Source organism: Mesorhizobium sp. P2_D6 (assembly GCF_056404315.1).
Window position 1 is genome coordinate 103,472 of the sequence record NZ_JBFUEG010000011.1, and the last position, 23,331, is coordinate 126,802.

Annotated in this window: 17 protein-coding genes and 1 pseudogene; 15 read left to right on the forward strand and 3 right to left on the reverse strand. The window is 63.7% G+C overall.

From position 1 onward, the window contains the following. The first annotated feature begins 130 nt into the window (after positions 1-130). From AC1D1L_RS22575 to AC1D1L_RS22595, 5 genes are all read left to right on the forward strand, one after another. On the forward strand, positions 131-889 hold the full coding sequence (locus AC1D1L_RS22575) for a PP2C family protein-serine/threonine phosphatase (protein ID WP_477343662.1): 759 nt from the start codon (positions 131-133) through the stop codon (positions 887-889). Beyond that, positions 886-3,261, forward strand: coding sequence for a serine/threonine-protein kinase (locus tag AC1D1L_RS22580; protein ID WP_477343663.1), 2,376 nt, complete (start codon positions 886-888; stop codon positions 3,259-3,261). The genes AC1D1L_RS22575 and AC1D1L_RS22580 overlap by 4 nt, the downstream gene beginning before the upstream one ends. 11 nt (positions 3,262-3,272) lie before the next feature. Beyond that, entirely contained in the window at positions 3,273-3,734 is a 462-nt protein-coding gene (locus AC1D1L_RS22585; protein WP_477343664.1) for a DUF1036 domain-containing protein, read from the forward strand. Continuing rightward, positions 3,731-6,127: a M23 family metallopeptidase gene (locus AC1D1L_RS22590; RefSeq protein WP_477343665.1), complete on the forward strand. Its 2,397-nt coding sequence runs from the start codon at positions 3,731-3,733 to the stop codon at positions 6,125-6,127. Before AC1D1L_RS22585 ends, AC1D1L_RS22590 begins: the two co-directional genes overlap by 4 nt. Positions 6,128-6,401: 274 nt before the next feature. Further along, positions 6,402-8,015 carry a caspase family protein gene (locus AC1D1L_RS22595; protein WP_477343666.1) on the forward strand — a complete coding sequence of 538 codons (1,614 nt, stop codon included), beginning with the start codon at positions 6,402-6,404 and terminating at the stop codon, positions 8,013-8,015. 88 nt (positions 8,016-8,103) lie between these two features. Here the strand turns inward: AC1D1L_RS22595 and AC1D1L_RS22600 are convergent, their stop codons facing one another. Then, positions 8,104-8,640 carry an OmpA family protein gene (locus AC1D1L_RS22600; protein ID WP_112565989.1) on the reverse strand — a complete coding sequence of 179 codons (537 nt, stop codon included), beginning with the start codon at positions 8,638-8,640 and terminating at the stop codon, positions 8,104-8,106. Positions 8,641-8,966: 326 nt separating this feature from the next. Between AC1D1L_RS22600 and AC1D1L_RS22605 the strand changes: the two genes are divergently transcribed. From AC1D1L_RS22605 to AC1D1L_RS22640, 8 genes and pseudogenes are all read left to right on the forward strand, one after another. Then, on the forward strand, positions 8,967-9,530 hold the full coding sequence (locus AC1D1L_RS22605; protein WP_477343667.1) for a DUF6931 family protein: 564 nt from the start codon (positions 8,967-8,969) through the stop codon (positions 9,528-9,530). 186 nt (positions 9,531-9,716) lie between these two features. Further along, entirely contained in the window at positions 9,717-10,364 is a 648-nt protein-coding gene (locus AC1D1L_RS22610; protein ID WP_477343668.1) for a LuxR C-terminal-related transcriptional regulator, read from the forward strand. Between the two features lie 354 nt (positions 10,365-10,718). Beyond that, positions 10,719-10,931 carry a hypothetical protein gene (locus AC1D1L_RS22615; protein WP_477343670.1) on the forward strand — a complete coding sequence of 71 codons (213 nt, stop codon included), beginning with the start codon at positions 10,719-10,721 and terminating at the stop codon, positions 10,929-10,931. After that, complete coding sequence (locus AC1D1L_RS22620) at positions 10,922-14,530, forward strand: DUF5801 repeats-in-toxin domain-containing protein (RefSeq protein WP_477343671.1); 3,609 nt, start codon at positions 10,922-10,924, stop codon at positions 14,528-14,530. The genes AC1D1L_RS22615 and AC1D1L_RS22620 overlap by 10 nt, the downstream gene beginning before the upstream one ends. Before the next feature lie 63 nt (positions 14,531-14,593). Further along, positions 14,594-14,992, forward strand: a complete 399-nt coding sequence (locus AC1D1L_RS22625; protein WP_477343672.1) for a hypothetical protein — start codon at positions 14,594-14,596, stop codon at positions 14,990-14,992. Positions 14,993-15,134: 142 nt separating this feature from the next. Then, positions 15,135-17,492 (forward strand): peptidase domain-containing ABC transporter, encoded by a 2,358-nt coding sequence (locus AC1D1L_RS22630; protein WP_477343673.1) that lies wholly within the window; start codon positions 15,135-15,137, stop codon positions 17,490-17,492. Further along, positions 17,489-18,811 (forward strand): HlyD family type I secretion periplasmic adaptor subunit, encoded by a 1,323-nt coding sequence (locus AC1D1L_RS22635; RefSeq protein WP_477343674.1) that lies wholly within the window; start codon positions 17,489-17,491, stop codon positions 18,809-18,811. Before AC1D1L_RS22630 ends, AC1D1L_RS22635 begins: the two co-directional genes overlap by 4 nt. Positions 18,812-18,869: 58 nt before the next feature. Further along, positions 18,870-19,007 (forward strand): annotated as a pseudogene (locus AC1D1L_RS22640) (HlyD family type I secretion periplasmic adaptor subunit); the annotation flags it as partial. 70 nt (positions 19,008-19,077) lie between these two features. Here the strand turns inward: AC1D1L_RS22640 and AC1D1L_RS22645 are convergent. Further along, on the reverse strand, positions 19,078-19,725 hold the full coding sequence (locus tag AC1D1L_RS22645) for a ThuA domain-containing protein (protein WP_477343675.1): 648 nt from the start codon (positions 19,723-19,725) through the stop codon (positions 19,078-19,080). A gap of 244 nt (positions 19,726-19,969) precedes the next feature. On the opposite strand from AC1D1L_RS22645, the gene AC1D1L_RS22650 reads away from it, so the two are divergent. Further along, positions 19,970-20,620, forward strand: a complete 651-nt coding sequence (locus AC1D1L_RS22650) for a YjbE family putative metal transport protein (RefSeq protein ID WP_477343676.1) — start codon at positions 19,970-19,972, stop codon at positions 20,618-20,620. A 13-nt stretch (positions 20,621-20,633) separates the two neighbouring features. Here AC1D1L_RS22650 and AC1D1L_RS22655 read toward each other — a convergent pair whose 3' ends face one another. Beyond that, entirely contained in the window at positions 20,634-22,019 is a 1,386-nt protein-coding gene (locus AC1D1L_RS22655) for an FAD-binding oxidoreductase (RefSeq protein ID WP_477343677.1), read from the reverse strand. Between the two features lie 226 nt (positions 22,020-22,245). Here AC1D1L_RS22655 and AC1D1L_RS22660 point away from each other — a divergent pair, with 226 nt between their 5' ends. Further along, entirely contained in the window at positions 22,246-23,265 is a 1,020-nt protein-coding gene (locus AC1D1L_RS22660; protein WP_477343678.1) for a LacI family DNA-binding transcriptional regulator, read from the forward strand. The last annotated feature ends 66 nt before the right edge of the window (positions 23,266-23,331 follow it).

The following is a 23,331-nucleotide window of genomic DNA, read 5'->3' on the forward strand; positions in this document are numbered from 1 at the left end:
TTGCGGGGCGCAGAGACAGCAGCGGCATCCTACCGTCCGTCATCGGCGGCTTAGATTTCGATACTCTAATGGATAGGCCTGTGGCAGACTGGCCATGCACGTCAGCCAAGGCGTTGCGGAGGGTAGGCAAGTGAGCGGTGCCGCCTTTGAGAGCTACGGCGTGAGCCACAAGGGCTGCGTGCGCGACCACAATGAAGACAGCTATCTGGTTGAGCCGCAGATCGGCCTCTGGGTGGTTGCCGATGGCATGGGCGGGCATGAGGCCGGAGAAGTGGCCTCGGCAAGCATCGTCGAGCATCTGGCAACGATCGGCATCGCCAGTTCGGCACCGGATCTGCGCGCGCGTTTCGAGGACCGGCTGAACCGGGCCCATGCCGAGATCCGCCGGATCGCACGGTCACGCGGCGTGACCATCGGCTCCACAGTTGCGGCACTTCTGGCCATGGACGGCAGGTTTGCCTGCCTGTGGTCTGGCGACAGTCGGGTCTATCTCGTGCGCGACGCCGCGATCTCGCAGATTTCGCGCGACCACACGGAGGTCCAGGAGCTTCTCGACAGCGGCGTAATCAGCGCCGCCGAAGCCGAGAACTGGCCGCGCCGCAACGTCATCACGCGCGCCATCGGCGTCAACGACGAGATCGCCATCGACTTCCAGCAAGGCGAGACGCTGGCCGGTGACATTTTCATCCTGAGCACGGACGGCCTGACGGCGCATGTCAGCGACGCCGAGATAGCGACAGCAGCACTGTCGGCGGCGCCACAGGCTGCTTGCGAAAAGCTGCTCTCTATGGTTCTCGAGCGCGGCGGCACCGACAATGTCACCATCGTGCTGGTCAAGATCAGAGACAAAGGCAATGGCCTGTCCCAAGCAGGAGGCCACGACCGATGAGCTCCGACGACAAGACGCGGCTGTTGCCCAATATGGCGGATACCAGCGTCGGCACGCAGCTCAGCGGGATCTACGAACTCGACGAACGCATCGCCTCGGGCGGCATGGGCGAAGTCTATCGCGGCCACAACATCCAGACCGGCGATCACGTCGCGATCAAGATCGTGCTGCCGGAATTCGCCCGCGACCAGACGATCCTATCGCTGTTTCGCAAGGAAGCCTCGATCCTCAACCATTTGTCGCATGACGCTGTCGTGCGCTATCACGTCTTCACCATCGATCCCGGTATAGGGCGGCCCTATCTGGCGATGGAATTCGTCGACGGCCAGTCGCTGTACGACGTCATGCGCGGCGGCGCGATGGCGACGCAGGATGTGCGCAAGCTGTGCCACCGGCTGGCATCGGGCTTGAGCGCAGTGCACCAGGCCGGCGCCATCCACCGCGATCTTTCGCCCGACAACATCATCCTGCCGGGCGGCCGGGTCGATCGCGCCAAGATCATCGATTTCGGCATTGCGCGATCGGCGACGGTCGGCGGCGAGACGCTGATCGGCGGCAAGTTCGCCGGAAAATACAACTATGTCTCCCCAGAGCAGCTCGGGCTCTATGGCGGCGAGGTCAGCGAACAGTCCGACATCTACAGCCTGGGGCTGGTGCTGGCGGCGGCACTGCTCGGCAAGCCGATCGACATGGGCGGCTCGCAATATGAGATCGTCGAAAAACGGCGGACCGTGCCTGATCTCTCCGGCATCGATGCCGATTTCAGGGACATCGTCGAAGCGATGCTGCAGCCTGACCCGAGTGATCGACCGGCCAGCATGGCCGAAATCGCCCGGTTGACGCGTGATGACAGCGACGCCACCTTGCCGCCAGCCTCGCTTGCGCCCCGGCCGGGTCTGCCGCGAACCGGGCAGACCGCCGGGCCGGTCTCGAAGGTCGAGGGCTCGCAGACACAAGGGCTCAGTGCGGTCCCCGCAAGCGGCACGGCAGGGCCATCCTTCGTGCCGCACGTGCGCCCGGCGCTTCTGTCGCAACCGAAGCCGGCAGCTGAAATTCCCAGGCGAGCAAGCACACCGACGAAGCCTGCCACCACAGGCCGAAACCTGACGATCGCGGCGTTGGCGACGGTGGTCGTGGCATCGCTGGGGGGGCTCTATGCCTCGGGTATCGTGGGATTCGGAGACCGGCCTCCGATCACCGACACCGGCAAGACACCGCCGCTCCAACCCGAGCTGACCAAGCCGATCGTCGCCGACAAGCCCGCTCCGGACGCTGCGCCGGTGGAAGAGCCGAAGCCGCAACCAGCAGAGACTCCGGCCGAAGATCAGGCCAAAGCGCCGGTCGCGCCGCAGCCGACGCCGCCAGTCGCGTCGAGCACTACGGCGCCGCAGCCAGCCGAACCAATCGACAAGACCATCGCGTCTCAACCGCCTTCCAACCCGACGCAGCCCGATGCCGCGAAGAACCCCGAGCCCGTCAGCCCGCCGGTAGAGACCAAGGCAACAGAGCCGACCACGCAAACACCTGAACCAACGGCCGAGGCACCTAGACCCTTAGCGCCGACGCCTCAGCCCACTCAAGCGCCCGAGCCCGAGGTGCAGACACCTGAGCCGACCGCACAGGCGCCCAAGCCCGACACGCAGGCGCCTAAACCGACCGCAGAGCCCAAGGCCGACAAGCCGGCAGAGCCCGACATTGCCATGAATGTGCCCAAACCGGAGGTGCCGCCGCCGGCCGCTGCGGCCGCGGAGCGGGTCACCTGGGTAAGCGCGTTCAATGGTGGTGATTGTTTCTACGCGGCGGTGACATCGGCCACCGACAAGGGTGTCGCGATCGAAGGCTTCGGCACGTCGGTGCCGCCCTTCGAACAGTTGCTCGGGGAGTTCCAGGCGAAGTTCCATGTCGAGCCGGACATCAGCGTCCGCCTCATCCAGCCGACGCAATGCGGGATCACCGACTTCCTGCGTTTCATGGGGGCAAGCACGGCTGACAGACCGCAGCTGGTGCTCGACCAGACATCGGTGCCGGACGGTTCGCCGATCGACGGCACGCTGGTGACACATGGCGGGCTAGTGTCGAGCGTGATCCTGATCGACCACAGGGGCATTGCCTTCAACCTCGACGACCGGGTTGTCGTACAAGCCGACAAGGCGACCTTCTCGATCCCGATCGGGCTCGGCGCAGCCGACAAGATGGCAGGCAAGGCCCTGCCGCAGATCATCATGGTGATCACCGGTCCGAACGAGATCAAGGCGGCGGACTTCTCGACGCCGACGCCGGCCTCGGTGCTGTTGCCAAGGATTCTCGACGAGATCGGCGCCAGGAGCTCGGAATTCTCGGCGACCGCCAAATATTTCCGCCTCGGCGGGTAGCACGGACGCCGATGCAACGCCGTCGCCGTGATCCCGTCCTGCTTGCCCTGAATGCGCGCGCGAAGCTTGCCGCGATTGCGCTTGCGACGCTCTTGCTGGCGCTTCTTTCCACTGGGCAAGCACGCGCCGAATTCACCGTCTGCAACCAGACGCTCGACGTCGTCAATCTCGCCGTCGGCCAGAAGGTCGACGATGCCGACCAGACCGATGGCTGGTGGACCATCGGCGCCAATCAATGCATCAACGTCATCCGCGAGGAGCTGACCAACCGCTACATCTACATCTACGCCACGGATGTCTTCGGCCACGCCATCCTGGCAGGCTCCACCGAGATGTGCATCGAGCGGCGGCGGTTCTCCATCCGCGGCATCACTGAATGCTGGCAACGCGGCCATATCGCCGCGAAGTTTCTCGAAGTCGACACGCTCGAACAGGTGCGCTGGACCTTCTTCCTGACCGGAAGCGCGCCGTGACGCACAGCATCGACACCAGCTTCAAGGCAAAGAAGCAGGCGCGCGCCGCGCTGCGCAGACGCAGGATCTGGCTCGGGCTGGCGGTTGGTCTGGCGACAATCGTCCTTGCCGCGATCACCACTGGCTTCTACCTCACCGCCGACTACTGGTCGTTTGGCGACGAGGATGAGGAGTTGCACGCGGTCGAAGGCTCGGACGACGTGCCGGCCGACGCATCGGTCTATGTGCCGGCCATCATCGATCTGGCCGGCGACCCGATGTGGATCACGCTGGCGCCCGAGGCCGGCGCTGCAACCAAGGGCCGCGTGATGCCGCGCCCGGCGGAGCTCGACCAGGCCGGCATCTCGCCGGAAATCGAAGTCCTGTCCGACGTGATGCTCAGCGCCAGCGAAAAATTCATGACGACGATCCCGTCGACGCAGGAGGATTTCGCCTTCTTCCAGGCACAGCGAAAGACCGCGGCTGCGCCGACCGAACCCAGCGATCCGCAGAATGACCTGCAGAATGATCTTCAACCCTCGCCCGGCGCGGACGAAGCCCCTGCGGCTCCCGGCCCAGCTCCTGATCCGCAGTCCGCTCCGGGTGCCTCGGCGGCAGCCGATGACCCCGAAGCCGGCTGGGGCGAGACCATCGATGAAGGGGAAGCAGCACTCCCCGCCTTTCAGAAGACAGCGGTCGAGAACAATACCAGCGTCGCCACCGTCACTTCGGAATACCAGCGCTTCGAGGCGACCGAGGACACGTTCGTGAAAATCCTCAACGACCGTAGCCTGGACAGCGTCGCGCTCGATGCGCATTTTTCCGCCGAGGACGCAAAGCTTGCCGGCGAAGCGCTGAAGGCGCTGTTCGACAAGGACGGCCTGCAGCCCGGCTATGTCGTGGCGATGCGCGGCTTCAGGCCGACGCGCGAGACCACGACAATGTCGCTGATGCAGGTTTCGATCTACGCCAAGAATGTCTTTGTCGGCACACTGACGCGCAACGCGGCCGGCGCCTTCGTGTCGGGTGTCGACCCCTGGGTGCGCGAGGATCTGTTCAATTATTCGGGTGCCGAGACCGAAGGTACGCAGAAACGGCAATACCGCCTGCTCGACGCGATCTATTCGACGGCCGCGCGCAACAACGTGCCGAGCGGCATCATCGGCGAAGCCATCATGTATCTGTCGCGCGGACAGGATCTGGACGCCTTCGCCAGCGAGGACCAGCGCCTGGTGCTGATCTATTCGCAGACGCCGCGCGGCAAGAACGAGACCGACGGACGGGTGCTCTATGTCGGCGTGCAGGGCGCGCAAAAGAGCCTCGACTGTTTCGTTTTCCAGCAGAGCGACGGCCAGTTTTCCTGCGTCTCGGGCGACGATCAGGTGCGCTCGCTGACGGTGGCCAACGGCATGGTGACGCCGGTCAGCGGCGTCATGACGTCGACCTTCGGGCCGCGCAAGCATCCGATCCTCGGCGTGGTCCGCATCCACAAGGGCGTCGACTGGGCGGCACCTGTGGGCACGCCGATCGCCGCCGCCTTCGATGGCGAGATCATCTTCCAGGGCGACGGCGGCGGTTACGGCAATGTGGTCAAGATCGCGCATGCCGGCGGCCGCGAGACGCGCTATGCGCATATGTCGAAATTCGCCATCGCCAGCGGTGTCGGCACCAAGGTGAAGGCCGGCGACATCATCGGCTATATCGGCACCACCGGCCTGTCGACCGGGCCGCATTTGCATTTCGAACTCTATCAGGGCGGCCAGGCGATCGATCCGCTGGGCACCGCGACCGCCGCGATCGCCGCCACATCCAGCGATCCCGCCGTCGAAACGCTGACCGACCGCATCGTCCATGTCGAATCGGGCGGCAGCGCGCGGGCGAAGAACCCGCTGTCTTCGGCAACCGGCGCCGGCCAGTTCATATCCAAGACCTGGATCCGGATGATGAATACCTATCGTCCCGAACTGGCGCGCTCGCTGTCGACCGCCGACCTGCTCGCGCTGCGCTACGACGCCACCATCTCGCGCGAGATGGTGCGCAATCTGGCGCGAGAGGGCGAGGCCTATCTCAAGGCGCGCGGTCACCAGATCACCGCCGGCCGACTCTATCTCTGCCATTTCCTCGGCATGGAAGGGGCGCATCAGGTGCTGGCGTCGCCGGGATCGGCGCAGTTGAGCGCGGTACTCGGCTCGGCGGTCATCCAGGCCAACCCTTTCCTCACCGGCAAGACCGCCAGCTACGTCGTCGACTGGGCGGAACGGAAAATGGGTCGCAAATTGCCCACGCCCGCGACGACCGATGCAGGCCAGACGACAACGACGGAAGTCCGCCAGACATCGCCGGAGTTCGAAAAATACAAGCAGGCCATCACGGCGTTGGTGGGTTCGCTTCAGAACAGCCTTGAGCCGGGCTAGCCGCAGTTCAGTGCGCAGCCGCCCCGGTTTTCGCCAGGCCGATTGGTTTTGAGGCCGGCGGATGGTATATTAGCGGGCATTTAGAGAGCTTTTTTGGGTCCGTCGTGAACCAAAACTGTGGTTGGGATCACATACGCCCAAGAGCCATTTTGGCAGAAGCGACTGTGTCGCTGGTGAAATTTAGCATGCGCAGACATCCATAGTGCGCCCCTGTGGGGCGGAGGGCTGATCCATGAAAGCGTTTGCCGTCCTTTTGAGCGGATTTTTTCTGTTAATGCTGACCGCGCTTGGCACCGTCCAGGCTGCAGCGCCGGATGCCGGCGCACCAGGCGCCAAACGCGTTGCGCTGGTCATCGGCAACAGCAAATACGTCCATGCCGTCGAGCTGCCCAATCCGGCCAATGACGCGCATCTCATCGCATCGACGCTGCGCAATGCCGGCTTCGAGGTGATCGAGGGCGTCGACCAGGACAATGCCGGCATGCACGGCCTGATCAGCAAGTTCACCGAGCAGTCCTACGATGCCGACCTCGCCGTCATTTTCTATGCCGGCCACGGCATGCAGGTCGACGGCAAGAATTTCCTGATCCCGGTCGACGCCGAGCTGACATCGCCGGCCTATCTCAAGACCCGCACCGTCCAGATCGACGACTTCATGGCCGCCTTGCCGCCCGACCCGGCGGTCGGCGTCATCATCCTCGATGCCTGCCGCGACAATCCGCTGGCAAGGACGCTGGCTGCCTCGCTGCCGAAGACGCGCTCGCTGGGCTCCGGCCTGGCGCCGATCGAAGCAAAATCGGAAGGTGTCGGCACAGGCGGCATCCTGATTGCCTATGCCACGGATCCGGGCGCCATCGCCTTCGACGGCAACGGCGTCAACAGCCCCTACTCCACCGCACTCGCCAGACACCTGACCGAACCTGGTATTGAGATCCAGAGCGCGCTAACGCGCGTGCGCGGCGAAGTGACCGAGACCACCCAAGGCCGCCAGCGGCCATGGCACAACGCATCGCTGGGGCGCGAGGTCTTCATTGGAAAGCCCGTCGTGGCAGCGGCGCCTGCGGCAAAGCCAGCCACCGACGCAGCCGGCGCCGCGGCAGCAGCCGATCCCGCCCTGGTCGTTGGTGAACCTCCCTCGTGGGAAGTCGAGCAGCGGCTGTGGGACGAGGCCTCGAAGCGCAACACCGCGCCATTCTACGAAGCCTATCTCGAGCAGTTCCCGAATGGCCGCTTCGCCACGGTGGCGCGGCTGAACATCGACGCGCTGAAGGATCCGAAAGCCCAGGAGCGGGAAGTAGCCGCGCTTGATGCTGACGAAGCGAATCCCGGATCTGCCGTGCGCACCTCGGTCGGCGTTTCGGACGACATGAAGAAAGTGCTCGGCACCGCGGAGACTGAGAACGCCATCGGTCTCGATCGCCAGGGCCGCATCGACCTGCAATTGCGCGTCGAGGCGCTGGGCAACGAGCTTGGCCGCGTCGACGGCAACATCGGCGCCAAGACCCGGCAAGCGATCGGCGACTGGCAAGAGGAGAACGGGCTGCCCCCGACCACTTTCCTGACGCGTGAGCAGCTGGCGTTCCTGGAGATCCAGACCGATCCGATGATGGAGGCCGTGCGCGCCAAGCATGCGGCCGACCAGGCCGGCGTAGACAAGCCGAAGAAACAGGTGGTGCAGAAGGCCCGCACGCTGAAGCCGGTGGCGGAGAAACCGCGCAAGAAGCAGTACGCCCAGAAGCCACGCACACAACAGCAGTTCGTGCAGAAAAGGCGCAACCGCGAGGTCGTGCGCGAGGAAGGTCCGCCGCCGCAAGACAACAATGATTTCCTGACCAAGGCGCTGATCTTCGGCACCGGTGTAGCGGTCGGCGGCGTGCTCAAGAACTGATCGACCACGTCAAACGGCAAAAACGCCGCGTGTCCACTGGACGCGCGGCGTTATGTTTAGTCACGGCCGAAAGACGCAGCCAGCGAAGCTACTGCGCCTTGATCCGCATCTCGACCCGGCGGTTGACGGGAGCGTAGGGGTCGGGATTGCGCGGATTGGCCTCGCCCAGCCCGACCGCCGTGATGCGGGTGGACGCGATGCCGTTGGATTCCAAGAAAGCCGTCACCGATTGCGCCCTGCGCTGCGACAGGCCCTCATTGTAGGTCGCCGAGCCGGACGCGTCGGTATAGCCTTCGACGACGAAGGACAGCTTGCTCAGCCGATCGTCCCTCAGCGCCTTGGCGAATTCGTCGAGTTCGCTGCGCGCCTTGGCGTCGAGCTCGGACGAATCCAGGCTGAAATTGATCAGCATATCGAGGCTGGCCTTCTCCGACGGCTTATCTTTCTGGCCGGTCTTGCTCTTGCACTCATCCTCGGTGCCGACGCAAATCCCGCGCGCCGCGCCGTGATCGATCGCGCCGGCAAAAAACTTCACGATGTCTTCCGATTTCTGAAGTGGGTCGGCATAAGCGTGCGTGGAGAAAAGCACGGCCGCCAACACTAAGACTAAACTGCCCCGCTGCATGACGGTTACTCCTCCTCTGACTCATTGTTTCGTCGCAATTCCGGACGGAAAGCCGCTTCTTCCTGGAATTGCTCTGAGCTTCCGATGTCACCAAAGCCCGATCCGTCGGACCAAGACGGTCAGGCTCCATGTTCCGTTCGACCCAAATCTTCTCCGAAAGCCGGCTTCGCCTTTTTTCGGATCGGAGGGTCTGTTTGTGGAATATACCAAAGCGCGGCGCGTTTGTCTGTGAACAACGTCATGGACATGTGGCGGTCGACAGGCTTGACCCGCGGCTCGCAGGCGAGTTGAGTGAGAGCTGCCCTGGGGGGAGGACAACAGCAGCGATGGTCAACGGGCTTCGATTCCAGACCGCACGCGATCTCTTCGCCGCAAACAGCGCCGTTGCCCGGGACATGACGGCTCTTCCCACCGACCAACCCTCGCTCGAGTTCTGTCGCCGGCTGATGGCCGGCCGCATCCCCGAAGAAGCGATCACCTTTTGCGCCTATCTCCTGCCCGACCGGGCAGCGATCTGGTGGGGCCATGAGTGCCTTGATCATCTGACCGAGCTGCTCGAGGAGCAGGATCTCGAAACGCTGGCGCTGATCCAGGACTGGGTCGGCGAACCCGGCAATGCAAGCCGCCGGGCGGCTGTCGCCGAGGCGGCGATGGCGCGGCAGCAAACCCCTGCCGGCTGGATCGCGCTGGCGGTGCAACGGCATGTCAATGACTCGGCGGATCAGGCCAACGGGCCGAGGCTACGGCCGCTGCCCGCTGCCCATGCCGTCAATGCCGGCATTCTGGCCGGACTGGCGCGGGTTGCGGTGGCGGATCGTTTCTCGGTGCTCACCGCCTTTGTCGAAATGGGCATCCATCTGGCCGAAACCGAAGCGCTGCGCAGAGCCTGATAGCTCTTACTTGCGCAATCACGAGCGTCTCGGTGCTGCCTATCGAACGCGCGGAGAACGCCCACGACTTTCTTTTATAGCCTTGGTTATATTAGTATATTAGCAATTTCTTGACAATTGCCCAAAGCTCTGGTTTTCTTGACATATTAAACAAAGTTCGTTGCGTTTTTTACGGACGGTGTTCACATGTCTGCCCTGGTTGTAGCAGACCCGCGGGGGGTCTATCTCGCCGGTCTAGAGTGGGTTTTGCGTAAGGCGGGACACAGCGTTGTCGCAGAATGCCACCGCACGATTGAGGTTCTCCCCTTGGTGGAGCGCCACCGGCCTGATCTTGTCATCATAGGGTTGGATGTTGTGGACCGGCAGACGGCCGGTCTTTCCACAAGGCTGAGAGCCACCAGCGGCGCTTTGGGCATCATCTACATCCTGCAGCCAAACGGCGGATTCGACTTCAACGAAATCCCGGGGCTCGATGCCGACGGCCTACTGATGGACGGCATCAGCCACAGCTACCTTGTCGAATGCGTCAATGCGGTGGCAGCCGGCCGAAAGTGGGTCGACAACCACATCCTCCAGCATCTGCTGACGCCGAGACCGCTGCCTCAGCCCGCGCCGAAGCTGACGGGGCGCGAGACGGAAGTCGCCGGCCTTGTTTCACGCGGCCTGCGCAACAAGATCATCGCGCAGCGGCTGCACGTATCCGAAGGCACGGTGAAGATGCACCTGCATCACGTCTACGAGAAGCTCCACCTCGGCAGCAGGGCGGAACTCGCCTGGGCGACTTTTGGCGAAGGTGCCGACCATCTGGCACCAGGTCACAAAAGCGGGCTTTGATCCCTCCCTTCGGCCAGCTGGCAAGGCAGGTTGCGTCGACAGGATACCGGTGGCGGGCCGGAAACCCACGGCATATCGATCGATCCTCCAAACCAACGCGGTTACCCGCGAGCGCCTGTCGCGGCTCGATCTGTCGAAGGATGTATATCCTTCGATCAGGGTAGGGCCATTCACCACAACACTATCGAACCGCGAATGGACGCGCCTCCTCTTCGACGGGACAATAGGGATCAAGGGCCGCAATTCAGTGCACGATCTTCCGTTAGAATGGGCGCCTTCAGGAATCGATCTTTGGCTTGGGGATGCACTTCGGCGGGGCTGTTTCAGCGGCCATTCATACGATTGGGGGAACAGGTGTCGATCATTCTCAACGACGAGGTCCTCAACGACCAGGCCGCCGGGGCGCAAACCGGCGACGGCGGCAGCTTTGTCGTGCTTCCAATCAGCAGGGCGAGACGACAGCCTTCAGCTTTGCCGGAGCGCCCTCCGGCAGCACCCTTCCTCACGTTCGGCCATCCAAACTCCACCATTCGCGGCACCTTTGAGAGGAAAAGACAATGGCACTGACCATCAATGTTATCGGAAGCACGAAAATCGACGAAACGGCCGGCTTGCAGGATAATGACGTCGCGCTGGCCAGCGTGCCGTCAAATGTCTCGACCGCGTTCAGCAACGCGGGAGTCAACCTCGCGAGCGCAATTCAAATCGCAGGCGGCGGGGGCGATGATCTCAGCGTCACGCCTGACTCGGGTTTCACCGTCAATGGCCTCGGCTTCGTCGACGCGACCAACGGTGCGCTCGACGGGGATGCCAGCGGGCTTTTCACCCTCGAGGGCAAGCAGATCTTCCTCTACACGGACCCCAATAACGACAACGTCGTCCTCGGCAGGGAGGGTGCCGTCGGGGGGGTGGCAAATCCAACCGGCGACATAGTGTTTGCGGTCTATCTCGAAGAGACCACGACCAATTCATTGATCACCGGCGGCAAGTTCTGGACCGTGCTCTTCGAGCCGCTGCAGCACACGGACAACAACAATCACGATTTCACTGTCAATCTCGACAACCACCTCAAGGTCGCGGCGACCCAGACAACGACCTTCTCCTTCGACAATGCGCCATCGGGCGCCAACGAGTTCATGATGTTCGGCAACAACCCCGCGGGCGTCAGCACCAGTGGTATCGTGGTGACGGGGCGCGCCCCCGACCCGAACACCGAGGACAATGACCATTCAGGCGACACGGTCAGCAGCAGCCAGGCCGGACCCCACGCGACGGTTGGCGTGAACGGCCAGCATCTCGCGCCGGGCAATGGCATGAATTTCACCTTCGTGGATAATCCGGCTGAAGATTTCACGGTAGCCCCAAACCCCGATCCGCACTTACCCGAAGGTCTCAACGCAACGGAGGCAGACCACGAAGGCAATATCCAGTTCACCGGCTATACCACAGGTGTCACCTCGGCCTCGTTCACGGTCGCCCAGGTCAACCCGACCGGTAACGCCGTCACAGTCAAGATTTCCGCCTTCAATGACCACGACGGGGTGGCCGAAACAGGTACAAATTTCGTCGAGGGATTTGCGGATGACGATCCGGTCAACATCACCCAGGTCAAGGTTAATGGCGTTATCGTCGCTGCTAACCTCAGCGGCGATACTGCGGTCATCTCGGGCGTCAAGAACGGGGATGCTGTCACCTACACCACCACCAGCGCCCACACTCGGGTGCTGATCGAAAACGTCCAACCCGTGAAGGGATCGGGTTCGAACATCACCCTCGACATCGGCGGATTCACGATCTTGAGCAGCCAGGCCGCGAGCGCGTTTGCCGGCACGCAGATCCAGTTCGACGATGACGGGCCGACGATCACGGCTGCGGCGAGCACGGCGTCGGTGCGCCACGACGAGACCGCCGAGGTGCAGGCCGACACCGATGTCGACGGCACGGTGATCGCCTTCGGCGCGACAACCGTCGCGAGCCTATTCACCAACGTGCCGTCACCGGGCGACGATCCGGACGTGGCGGGCACCGGTGCAATCGGCTTCGCCCGTAGCACCGCTTCGCTGCTGACCGTGACGGGCAGCGCCGGGGCCGATGGGCCGGCGGCGCAAGAGCTCAGCTATGCGCTGAGCGTGGTCAACGGCACCGACTCTGGGGTAGAGACCACCGCAGGCACCAAGATCTTCATGTACAACGGCACCGGCAGCGCCGCAGGCCTGATTCTCGGCCGGGTCGGTATCGAGAACGTGGGTGGTGACACCGTCGATCCCGCCGGCACGGTGGCCTTCGCCCTGGCGACGAACGCGGCCAATGGCGAGGTCTTCCTCTCCCAGTATCTGTCACTGCACCATCCGACTCCCGGCGCCTCGTACGATGAGACGATCACGCTGGCGTCGGGCGCGGTGCAGATGAGCGTCACCCGCACCGACGGCGACGGCGACACCGCCACCGACTCCGGCAACGACATCGGCCTGCTCGTCAAATTCGACGATGACGGGCCGACGATCACCGCTGTGGTGAGCGGCACCGCCTCGGTGCGCCACGACGAGACCGCCGAGGTGCAGGCCGACACCGATGTCGACGGCACGGCGATCGCCTTCGGCGCGACAACCGTCGCGAGCCTGTTCACCAACGTGCCGTCGCCTGGCGACGATCCGGATGTGGCGGGCACCGGCGCGATCGGCTTCGCCCGCAGCACCGCTTCGCTGCTGACCGTGACAGGCGGCAGCGCCGGGGCCGATGGGCCGGCGGCGCAGCCCCTCAGCTATGCGCTGAGCGTGGGCAACGGCACCGACTCTGGGGTGGAGACCACCGCAGGCACCAAGATCTTCCTGTATAACGGCACCGGCAGCGCCGCAGGCCTGATTCTCGGCCGGGTCGGCACCGAGAACGCGTTAGGCGACACCGCCGATCCCGCAGGCACGGTGGCCTTCGCGCTGGCGACGAACGCGACCACAGGTGAGGTCTTCCTCGCCCAGTATCTGTCGTTGAAGCATCCGACCGGCGGCGCCTCGTACGATGAGACGATCACGCTGGCGTCGGGCGCAGTGCAGATGAACGTCACCCGTACCGACGGTGACGGCGACACCGCCACCGATTCCGACAACAACATCGGCCTGCTCGTCAAGTTCGACGATGACGGGCCGACCATGGCGGTCAACGACTCCTCCGGCACCTACAGCGCGGGCGCCCAGGGCACCTGGACCGAGGCTCTCGGCGCCGATGGGTTCAAGTCACTGAGCCTGGCACTAGACACCTTCGAGATCGACACGCATGGCGCCGTGACGGCCACGGCTTCCAACAGCTCGTTGACCAGGATCGACGATTTCCACTACAGCGGGTCGATCACAGCCGACTTTACTGACGACGGCATCGCCAACAATCAGACGGTGCAGTTTACACTGACCTTCGACCCGAACGCTGGCCCCCCCAGCTATGACTTCGATCTGACGACTCCCCCCGGGGGGATAACGACGATTTCGAGCGCGAACGGAAGCCTCGATGCGGGCGGGCCGGATCCGGTGCGGACGCTGACGATCGGAACCCGGTCAATTGTGTTCTCGGCCGTCAAAGCCGGTGCGTCGGTAGGTGATATCGAAGCCAATTTCAACAAGACCGAAGCCCAAATCCAGACCAACCCCCTGCCGTCCTATATCGACCCGTCGGCGATGAATGTCAGCACCTCCGGCATCGGGGTGGGCAACAACAACTTCGACGGCAACGCCGAAGCCAACGTCGACACCATCGTCGACGCCAACAAGGCCTACGACGAGAGCTTTGTGATTGACCCGACGGTCCTGGTCAGCAGCATGAAGGTCTTCATCGACAATTCGGTCGGCGGCTACGACCCCACGACCGAGGGCCTCTTCTACAGGACCTACACCCGCAACGCCGACAGCTCGATCACCGTGGGCACCATTACCAAGGTGACGACTCTCACTTCAGAAGCCGGCGGGCAAAAGAGCTTCGTCATCCCCTCCGTCAACCAAACGAACGACTTGGACGCGGTCCAGCTCTTCATGGGTTCGGGCACCGTGAAGATCCCGGTGATCGAGTTCAATATTTCCAACACGTTCAACCCGGAGCCGCTCAACGTGAACTTCACGGCAACCATCGCCGACGGCGATAATGATACCAAGAGCGACCCGTTCACGATCGCTGTCGCCTGACGGAATACCATCCGCGGCCGGGCATTCGCCCGGCCGCCCTTCTTGTAGAACTGGGGTGGGGCAATGGACGCAGTACCCGAAACCTTTGTCGACGCGTTTGGCGAGATTTCGCTCAAGCACGGCATGATCCGCATCGAGCTGGTGTCGCTGTCGGGCTCCGAGCCGCGCGTGACGCAGCGGCTGATCACCAGCCTGCAGGCCTTCTCTCAAATGCTGCAGGCGCAGAACGGCATGCGCGAACAGCTCGAGAAGGCGGGCGTGATGCGGTCGCCACAGCCATCGCCCGGAGCCGAGTCGGGCTCCCAGCCCACGTCTCCCCCGCCGGTCGGGGAGGAAATGGGAGAAGCTGGCGCGACGGTGGTGCGGCTGATGCCGCAGCCGGCATGGCCTGCGGCGGCAACGCCCGCGGCGGCAACGGCGCTGCGGCTGCCGAAATCGCCGAATTTCAGCGACGAGCAATAGCCGAAATGCGTCAGCACCTCACACCGAATGGAGCCCCTCTTCGTCCGTCACGGCGGAGGCGAAGCGGGAGTATGCCGAAGCCCGTTAGCGGCAAAGCGTCCGTCCACGCGCCGACCAGCCAGCACGCCGCGGAGCGAGAGCCATGAACGATCTCTACGGCGAACTGAATCGCTGGTTGTCCGATGCGCTCGCCACTCTCGTCGCCGCCGGGCACGGGCTGGTCGCCGAGTGGCTCCACAGGCCGAGCCCCCCGGTTCAGTTCCTGCTGTGTACGGTGCTCGTATGGCTCATCCTGGCCTGGGCGACCCGAACGCGTTCGCCCGTCGTCAAGGCTGTCACTGCGAGTTATCTGCACGGTACCGTGGAAGGATCTCCAGTCGAAACCGCACTGCAGTGCCTTGTCGCCATCGGGCGGCACTACGGCATCGATCTTTCCCCCGAGCGCATCAAGCACGACTTTGCGATGAGGCCCGACGACGACATCACCCGGCTGCTGCCGAAGATCGCCCGCAGCAGCGGCATGCGCAGCCGCAAATTGAAGGTCGGCTGGAAAGATCTCCAACGCCTCGGCGACGCCTATCCGGTGATCGCCCGGCTGACAAACGGCAACAGCGTCGTCCTGCTCGGATTCAACGAGAACAAGGTCGGGGTCCTCGACCCCCTCGCCGACCGCCTCGCGGTATTGCCCCTCGACCAGGCGACGTTCTGCAGGAAGTGGACCGGCGAGCTCCTGCTGCTGCGCCGCTCATTCGCGCTGACGGATGAAAGCCGGCCCTTCGGCTTCACCTGGTTCCTCCCGGAAGTCGTCCGCAACGGGGCGATGTTCCGCGACATCGCGGTGGCCGCGGTCGCGCTGCAGGTGCTGGCGCTTGCCCTGCCGATCTTCATCCAGATCACGGTCGACAAGGTGCTCGTGCACCAAGCCTATACGACGCTCGCTGTGCTCGCCATCGGGGTCAGCGCCGCGATCCTGTTCGACGCGATTTTCAACTATCTGCGGCGCATCCTGCTGGTCTACGCCTCGGCGCGGATCGATGTGCGCACCTCGATCCGCACCTTCGCGCGTCTGCTGTCGTTGCCGATCGATTTCTTCGAGCGCGCCTCGGCCGGCGTCATCACCAAGCACATGCAGCAGGTCGAGAAGATCCGGGAGTTTCTGACCGGCCGCCTCTTCCTGACGTTGCTCGACGCCACCTCGCTGCTGGTCATCGTGCCGCTGCTGTTCCTCTACAGCAGCCGCCTCGCCATAATGGTGCTCGGCTTTTCCGCCCTCACCGCTTGTGTGATCGGCGGGCTGATCCCGCTCTACCGCCGCAAGTTGCGCGTCCTTTACGAGGCCGAAGGGCAGCGTCAGGCCTATCTCGTCGAGACCATCCACGGCATGGAAACGGTCAAGGGGTTGGCGACCGAGCCCTTGCGCCAGCGCGACTGGGACGCGCTCTGCGCCCAGGCCGCCGAGTCGCGGTTCGACGTCGGGCGGATCTCGACCTCGGCGCAGGCGGTGATCGGGTTCCTCGAAAAGCTGCTGACGGTTGCGGTCGTCGGCTTCGGCGCCCTGCTGGTCTTCGACAACCAGATAACGGTGGGCGCGCTGATCGCGTTCAACATGCTGTCGGGCCGGGTCACCACGCCGCTCTCACAGATCGTCGGTCTGGTGCAAGGCTACCAGGAGGCCGGGCTCTCGGTGCGAATGCTCGGCAACATCATGAACCGCAGTCCGGAGCGGCCACCGAATGTGCGCGGCCTGCGCCCGCCGATCGCGGGCACTGTCGAGTTCGAGCATGTGATCTTCCGCTACAGCGAAAGCGCTCCGCCGGCCCTGAACGACGTGTCGCTGACCATCCCGGCCGGTTCGGTTTTCGGCATCGTCGGGCGCAGCGGCTCGGGCAAGTCGACATTGACGCGGCTGATGCGCGGCACGTACCCGATCCAGCACGGCTCGGTGCGGATCGACGGTCATGAAATTCGCGAGCTCGACCTCCCGCATCTGCGCAGCAACGTCGGCGTCGTGATGCAGCAGTGCTTTCTGTTCCGCGGCACCGTGCGCGAGAACATCGGGGCGACCAAGCCAGATGCGACCCTGGAGGAGATCGTCCACGCCGCGACGATGGCGGGTGCCGACGAGTTCATCAAGCTGCTGCCGCAGGGCTACGACACCTTGCTCGAGGAGGGCGGCACCAACCTGTCGGGCGGCCAGCAGCAGCGCCTGTCGATCGCCCGTGCATTGCTGCGCCAACCGCGCATCCTCATCCTGGACGAGGCGACCTCCGCGCTTGATCCCGAGAGCGAGGCGATCGTCCAGGCAAACCTTGCCCGCATTGCCGAGGGGCGAACCGTGGTCATGGTTTCGCACCGTCTGTCCTCGCTCGTCGCAGCGGACGCCATTGTCGTGCTCGATCGCGGCCGGATCGTCGATCACGGGAAACATGGCGAACTCCTGTCCCGCTGCATGACTTACCGACAGCTATGGAACCAGCAGAACAGGCATCTTGCCCGATGAGCACGCTCCTTCCAGCAGTGAGAGACTTTCAAAGCGATGCCCGCAAGATCGACGAGCGGCGCCCGCCCTGGGTCGTGGGGGCCACGCTGTACGCACTTGTCGCGGTCATCATGGTCGCAGGCATTTGGGCGTCGGTGGCCAAGGTCGACCAGATCGTGGTCGCACGAGGCAAGCTGGTGACGACGGCCTCGACGATTGTCGTGCAGCCGCTCGAGATCTCGACCGTGCGCAGCATCGACGCCAAGGTGGGCGACATCGTGCGGAAAGGCGACGTATTGGCGACCCTCGACGCGACTTTCAGTGAAGCCGATGCCGACCAATTGCGGGGAAATGTCGCGAGCCTCGCCGCGCAAATCGGGCGACTCGAGTCCGAGCTCGACGACCGGCCGTACAAGCCCCAAAACCTGGATGACGAAGCGCGCCTGCAGACGACGATATGGATCCGGAGGATCGAGGAGAACAAGGCGAAGCTGGCTTCTTACGATCGGCAGATCGGTAATGTTCAAGCCCAGATGGCGACCAAGAGCGCCGATCGCGAGGCGTTGGAGCTCCGCCTTGGCGTGGCAAAGGATCTTGAGACGATGCGGGACGTTCTGGTGAAGAGGGAGGTCGGCTCGAAGGTCGACTATCTCTCTGCCAAAGGTCAGCGGCTGCTGGTCGAGCAGGAATTTCTGCTTGCGGGCAATAACATGGCTGAGCTCGAGGAGAATGTGGAGCGCTTGAAGGCCGAGGAAGCGGCTTACCTCGCAGAGTTCCGCCAGAAGACCGCTGAGGACCTGGTCCAAGCGCGCCGCGATCACGATGCCGCGGCCAGAGAACTCGACAAGGCGGTGCGGCGGAAGGCTGTCACGGTGCTAACCGCACCCGCCGACGCGATCGTGCTCGAAGTGGCGCAGCGCTCTGTTGGCTCGGTCTTGAAAGAAGCAGAGCCGCTCTACACCCTCGTTCCTCTGGGCTCTCCGTTGGAGGCAGAAGTCTCTGTCGAGGGGCTCGATGTCGGCCATGTCGAGCCCGGCAGCGAAGTTCGCCTGAAACTCGAGGCGTGGCCCTTCCAGAAGCACGGTACCCTGTCCGGTAAGGTTCGAACCGTCTCGGACGACACCTTCACGCCGGATCCGAAGAATGCTGGGCAGCAGCGTCCTTACTACAAGGCACGGGTGGAGTTGACCGCGACCGACCTGCGTGATGTGCCGAGCAGTTTTCGCTTGATCCCCGGCATGGCGGTATCCGCGGAGATCAAGGCGGGCAACCGCACGATCTTGTCATATTTCCTCTATCCGCTCCTGCGTGGTCTCGACGAAAGCATCCGCGAACCCTGAGTCACGAAGCTAACGCGAACCGACGTCCGCCGGAGCGAGCGGTCGCTGATAACGGGTTCTCGCCAAGCTGGAGGGCCGCAAGCTGCTGCCCGGCATGTCGAGCGAGGCGATGATCCGGACAGGTGCTCGCACTGTGCTTTCTTACCTCGCCGAGCCGATCACGCAGAACTTCCGCCGGGCAATGCGGGAAAAATAGCCGCTGGCCGTCCAAGACTTCTTATCTGACCGGACAAAGACCACCGCCCGACTTGACGACAGGCCCAGGATCAGGCCGCTCGGCTGGCCCACAGCACGCCGCGCTCGAAGATGCTGCGCATTTGCGGCACGGAAAACTCATCCGCCGTGTGGCCAAGCGCGCTGAAGAAGACGCGACCCTTGCCGTAGCGGCGCTTCCAGACCACGGGCATGACGACGCCGTCTACGAAGTCGAGATGCTCGCCGCCAAACGTGGTTGTCGCCAGCACCTCGTTGCTCGGGTCGACATGCATGTAGTACTGCTCGGAACGGTAGGCGAAACCGCCGATGCCCCGCACGATCGGATCATCGCTGGTGATGTCGACGCGATAGTCGATGATGTCGCCAGGATGGGCGACCCATTGGCCGCCGGTCATGAAGTGATAGTCCGGCTCGTTGCGGAAGCTGTCGCCCATGGTGCCGTGAAAGCCGGCAAGGCCGGTTCCACCTCTGACGGCGGCTACAAGGTTTTGCAGCTCCGGTTTCTCGATCGTCGACATTGTGACCACAGGGACGATCAAATCGATTGCCGAAAGCTGCGGATCGGCGAGAGCCGAGGTGCCCTGTTCGATCCGCACGTCGAAGCCGTGGCCGGCCAGCATCTCGCTGACGACAGCGGCACTGCGGGCCGGGGTATGACCTTCCCAGCCGCCCCAGAAAATCAATGCCGTCTTGCCCATGCTCGTTTCTCCTTTGGTCGACGACATTGATAGGCAAGCAGACCGCTTTTGTCTTCCCTTTCCATGGAGCCATTTCTGTCGGCAAGCATCGATCCGGCGATGAATTCCGTGGATGAGGAACGATTGGCTGCGCCTGGCGTCTTGTTTCAATGCCGGGCTGCACTCAAATCAGCTGTCTTCGCGTTTGCGCAGACATCGGTCCGATCCGCCGCAACCAGCCGGAGCCTTCCGGGGAGACCGCTTTATGAGTTTCGACCAGACGACTGTCGCCGCCTATCTGGAAGTCATCACCATCAACCTCGTGCTCTCGGGCGACAATGTCGTAGTGATCGGCATGGCGGCCGCGGGCCTGGCCAAAGCATTGCGCCAGAAGGCGATCGTCGCCGGCATAGCCGCGGCCGCGGTGATCCGCGTCGTCTTTGCCGTGATCGCGGTGCAGCTGCTGGAAATTCCCGGGATCATGCTGGTCGGCGGCATGCTTTTGTTCTGGGTGTGCTGGAACATGTTCCAGGAATTGCGTTCCACCCGCGGCGATGAAGACAGCGACGCCGACCCTGCCGCGACAGCGCTTGCGGCCGTGCGGCCGGCCAAGGCATTGCGCACGGCGATCCTGCAGATCGTGGTCGCCGACGTCTCGATGTCGCTGGACAACGTGCTGGCCGTGGCGGGCGCGGCCGCCCATGACATGAATGCGCTGGTGTTCGGTCTCATCCTGTCGGTGGTTCTGATGGCTGTCGCCTCGACGCTGGTGGCGGCGCTGCTTGCCAGATACCGCTGGATCGGCTGGCTCGGCCTGGCGATCATCGTCTACGTCGCCGGCAACATGACGCTGGACGGCATCGAGCAGGTGAGAACCGTCGACTTCCAGGCGCTGCTTTTGTCAGCTGCGAGCTAGTCCCGCGTAGCATTCAAGCGATGTCGAAAATCCGTCCGGGGTTGAGAATGTTGTGGGGATCGAAAGCCGCCTTGAGGCGGCGCATGGCCGAAATCTCGGCGTCGCTGCGCACCAGGCTCAGCCATTTCTTCTTGTCGAGGCCGATGCCGTGTTCGGCCGAGACGGAGCCGCCGCATGCGGCCACGCCGCGATAGATGATCTCATAGGCGGCGGCCGGTTCCCTGGTGTCGACCTGATAGTGCAGATTGCCGTCGCCGAGATGGCCGAAGACGTAGATCTCGGCGCTGCCATCCCTGGCTCGAATTGCCGCCTCGGCGTCGCGCAGGAAAGCCCCCATCGTCGACAGCGGAATGGAGATGTCGACGCCGATCAGGCCCTCGATTGCAAACAGGAAGCGGTTGGCCTCCTCGCGTATGTCCCAAAGCGCGCGGAATTCGCGCGGCGATTGCGAGACGACCACATCGTCGACGATGCCGTCTTCGACGGCCTGCATCAGCACCGAAGCAAAACGTTCGCCGTCCAGCTCGGCCTGGTTGCCCTGGATCTCGGCCAGAACATAGACGGGCGCGCCGGCAGGCAGGGGCGCCGGCGCGTCCATGCCGGCAATCATGGCGCCGTAGAGCGGCGAGAAATTCACCTCATAGGCCGAAAGCAACGGACCGAGCCGCTGCTTCAGCAGCCCGAGCAGCGCAATTGCCGCCTCCAGCGAGGCAAGCGCGCAGAAGGCGGCAACCTCGGTGGCGGGCTTCGGATGCAGTCGCAGGCAGGCACGGGTGACGACGCCCAGCGTGCCTTCGCTGCCAATGAACAGCTGGTTGAGATCGTATCCCGAATTGTCCTTGGCCAGACCGCGCAGCGAGGTCAGGACCGAACCGTCGGCAAGCACCGCCTCCAGCCCCAGCACCTGCGCGCGGTACATGCCGTAGCGCAGCACGCGGATGCCGCCGGCATTGGTGGCGATGTTGCCGCCGACCGTCGCGGTGCCGCGCGCACCGATATCGACACCGAACATCAGGCCGGCCGCATCGGCGGCTTCCTGCACCATTTGCAGCGGCACGCCGGCTTCCGCGATGATGGTTGCCGCCTGGCGGTCGGGCGCTTCGACCACGCTCATGCGCTCCAGCGACAGAACCGCTTCGCCCGGCTGCACGCGCGCGGCGCCGGCCAGCCCGGTGCGGCCGCCATGGACGACCAGCTTCTGGCCAAGGCCGCTGCAAACTCGCAGGATCTCGGCGACTTCGCCGGCGCTGCGCGGACGCAAGACCAGTTCGGGCCGGCTTCCGTCCTTGCCGGAGAGATCGTCTCCATAGCGCGGATCGACCGCATTGCCGGTGACAACAGCGGCGGCGTCGAGCCGCGGCTGAAGCTGGGAAAGAAGCTGATCGATCTGTTGCGTCATGGTTCCTGGATATTTCGCCTGCTCGCTGCGGTCGAGACTTTGATGCGGGACAATTTTCGCGTCAATTGATTACATTTACGCACGGTATAATTTGTCATTGCGCGTTGAAACGACTGAAGTTTCCTGTAAATTTCGTCTGAGGTTGCGGGGCGGCGCGTCGGCTACAGGACCGTCGGCAACGCCATGGGATGACCAAGGTTCTGGCGTCCGCCAGACGAGGGATCGAATGACAAAGCACAGGACGATGGAGGATTTCGCCCGCTCTTGCGGCGTCTCCAGGCCGACACTGTCGAAATATTTCGACGATCCGACCAGCGTCAAACCGGCAACGCGCAAGCGCATCGAGGATGCGCTGCGCTCATCCGATTACCAGCCCAATCTGTTTGCCCGCAACCTCAACCGCAAGCGTACCCGCAGCATCGGCATCGTCGTGCCGACGGTGGCCGATCCTTTCTATTCCGAAATGGTCAGCCGCATCGAGCTCAGGCTGCGCGACGAGGGCTACTGGCCCATCGTCATTTCCTCGCACGGTTCGCGCGAGCTCGAAGTTGAGGCGACGCGCACCATCCTGTCGCTGAAAGTCTCAGGCGCGCTGATCGCGCCGCTTGGCTTGCGCTCGGACCGCCACGCGCTGGAGAAGCTGACGCAGACAATGCCGATCGTCTATTTCGACACCTATCTCGAAGGCGGCGCACCCTTCGTCGGCAACAACAACGCCCAGAGTGTTTCGACCATCGTCGACTATCTCTGTCGCTCCGGCGACGCGCCGGTCTATTTCGATATCCCGCACGTCAACCACAATTCGCCGGAGCGGCTGAACAGCTATATCGGCGCCATGCAGCGGCTGGGCCAGGAGCCGGTCGTCATCGGCAACACAAGCGACTATACATGGGATTTCGAGCGTATCGGCTACGAGCAGATGGAACAGATGCTCGGGGCTGGCGGCCTGCCGGGCAAGACCATACTGTGCGCCAACGACCGCCTGGCCTTCGGCGTGATGGCGGCAGCCTTCGCGCAAGGCAAGAAGGTCGGCCGCAAGGCGGACTGCGACCTGCGCGTCGCCGCCCATGACGACCATCCGCTGAGCCGCTACACCTGCCCCGCTCTGACCACCATCGCGCAGGATTTTGCCGCCATGGCGGGGCGCAGCGTCGAGACGCTGCTCGCTTTGCTCAACGAGGACACAGCGAGCGTCGCGCCGAAGGTCAGCCTCGACGCCGCCTTGGTGATGCGTCAGTCGGCCTGAACACTTCCAAAGGCGGGGTCGAAGCTGCGCCATGCGGCGACCGCGATGATGGCGTCAGCGGCGATG

Coding starts and splice junctions, on each gene's coding strand:
- AC1D1L_RS22580 (WP_477343663.1), top strand. CDS start 886: ATGAGCTCCGACGACAAGACGCGGCTGTTGCCCAATATGGCGGATACC.
- AC1D1L_RS22585 (WP_477343664.1), top strand. CDS start 3,273: ATGCAACGCCGTCGCCGTGATCCCGTCCTGCTTGCCCTGAATGCGCGC.
- AC1D1L_RS22595 (WP_477343666.1), top strand. CDS start 6,402: ATGCTGACCGCGCTTGGCACCGTCCAGGCTGCAGCGCCGGATGCCGGC.
- AC1D1L_RS22600 (WP_112565989.1), bottom strand. CDS start 8,640: ATGCAGCGGGGCAGTTTAGTCTTAGTGTTGGCGGCCGTGCTTTTCTCC.
- AC1D1L_RS22605 (WP_477343667.1), top strand. CDS start 8,967: ATGGTCAACGGGCTTCGATTCCAGACCGCACGCGATCTCTTCGCCGCA.
- AC1D1L_RS22610 (WP_477343668.1), top strand. CDS start 9,717: ATGTCTGCCCTGGTTGTAGCAGACCCGCGGGGGGTCTATCTCGCCGGT.
- AC1D1L_RS22620 (WP_477343671.1), top strand. CDS start 10,922: ATGGCACTGACCATCAATGTTATCGGAAGCACGAAAATCGACGAAACG.
- AC1D1L_RS22625 (WP_477343672.1), top strand. CDS start 14,594: ATGGACGCAGTACCCGAAACCTTTGTCGACGCGTTTGGCGAGATTTCG.
- AC1D1L_RS22630 (WP_477343673.1), top strand. CDS start 15,135: ATGAACGATCTCTACGGCGAACTGAATCGCTGGTTGTCCGATGCGCTC.
- AC1D1L_RS22635 (WP_477343674.1), top strand. CDS start 17,489: ATGAGCACGCTCCTTCCAGCAGTGAGAGACTTTCAAAGCGATGCCCGC.
- AC1D1L_RS22645 (WP_477343675.1), bottom strand. CDS start 19,725: ATGGGCAAGACGGCATTGATTTTCTGGGGCGGCTGGGAAGGTCATACC.
- AC1D1L_RS22650 (WP_477343676.1), top strand. CDS start 19,970: ATGAGTTTCGACCAGACGACTGTCGCCGCCTATCTGGAAGTCATCACC.
- AC1D1L_RS22655 (WP_477343677.1), bottom strand. CDS start 22,019: ATGACGCAACAGATCGATCAGCTTCTTTCCCAGCTTCAGCCGCGGCTC.
- AC1D1L_RS22660 (WP_477343678.1), top strand. CDS start 22,246: ATGACAAAGCACAGGACGATGGAGGATTTCGCCCGCTCTTGCGGCGTC.